This window comes from Extibacter muris (genome assembly GCF_004345005.1).
Lineage (GTDB): Bacteria > Bacillota > Clostridia > Lachnospirales > Lachnospiraceae > Extibacter > Extibacter muris.
Genome location: NZ_SMMX01000100.1, coordinates 1 through 538 on the forward strand (window position 1 = coordinate 1; position 538 = coordinate 538).

The window sequence follows — 538 nt, forward strand, 5'->3', positions numbered from 1 at the left end:
TTCTCCCTTCTCTCCTCCTTTCTCTTTTTGTTCCCCTTTTCATTTTCCCCTTTTCTTCTCTTTTCCTCCCTCCCTTCCTTTCTCTCCCCCCCCGTGCTAAGCTTTTCTGTTTGCTTATGATGTTGGTGCTCCCCCTTTTCCCTCTTCTTTTTCTTCTCTTTTCTCTTTCTCCCCTCCTTTCTCTCTTTCCCCCCTTCCTTTCCCCCTTTCCCTTTCCCCCTCCCCTTCTTTCCTGCCCCCCCAAGACTTCCCTCCCTCCCCTTTAGAACAGCCTCTTCTTCCCTCTCCCTCTTCTCGCCGTCTTCCCCCTCCTTTTTCCCTCTCTCTCTTCTCTCCCTTTCCTTCTTTCTTTTCTTCTCCCCCTCCCTTTCTTCTCTCTCTTTCCCCTCCTCCTTCTCTCCCTTCTCCCCCTCCGCTTTATACAATGGCCCCCTCTTCCCCTTCCTTCTTCTCCTTCTCCTCACCCCCCGTATTAGCTGATACAGGTTCTTCCCCTTTCCTTTCCCTCCCCCCCTTTTTTGCTTCTCCTCTTCCCTTT

Annotated in this window: 1 protein-coding gene; it reads right to left on the minus strand. The window is 51.7% G+C overall.

Going from position 1 to position 538, the window contains the following annotated elements; all coding sequences use genetic code 11:
* On the minus strand, nt 1-425 hold a 425-nt coding region (locus E1963_RS23950; protein WP_201272119.1), incomplete at its 3' end, for a hypothetical protein.
* Nucleotides 426-538: the final 113 nt, after the last annotated feature.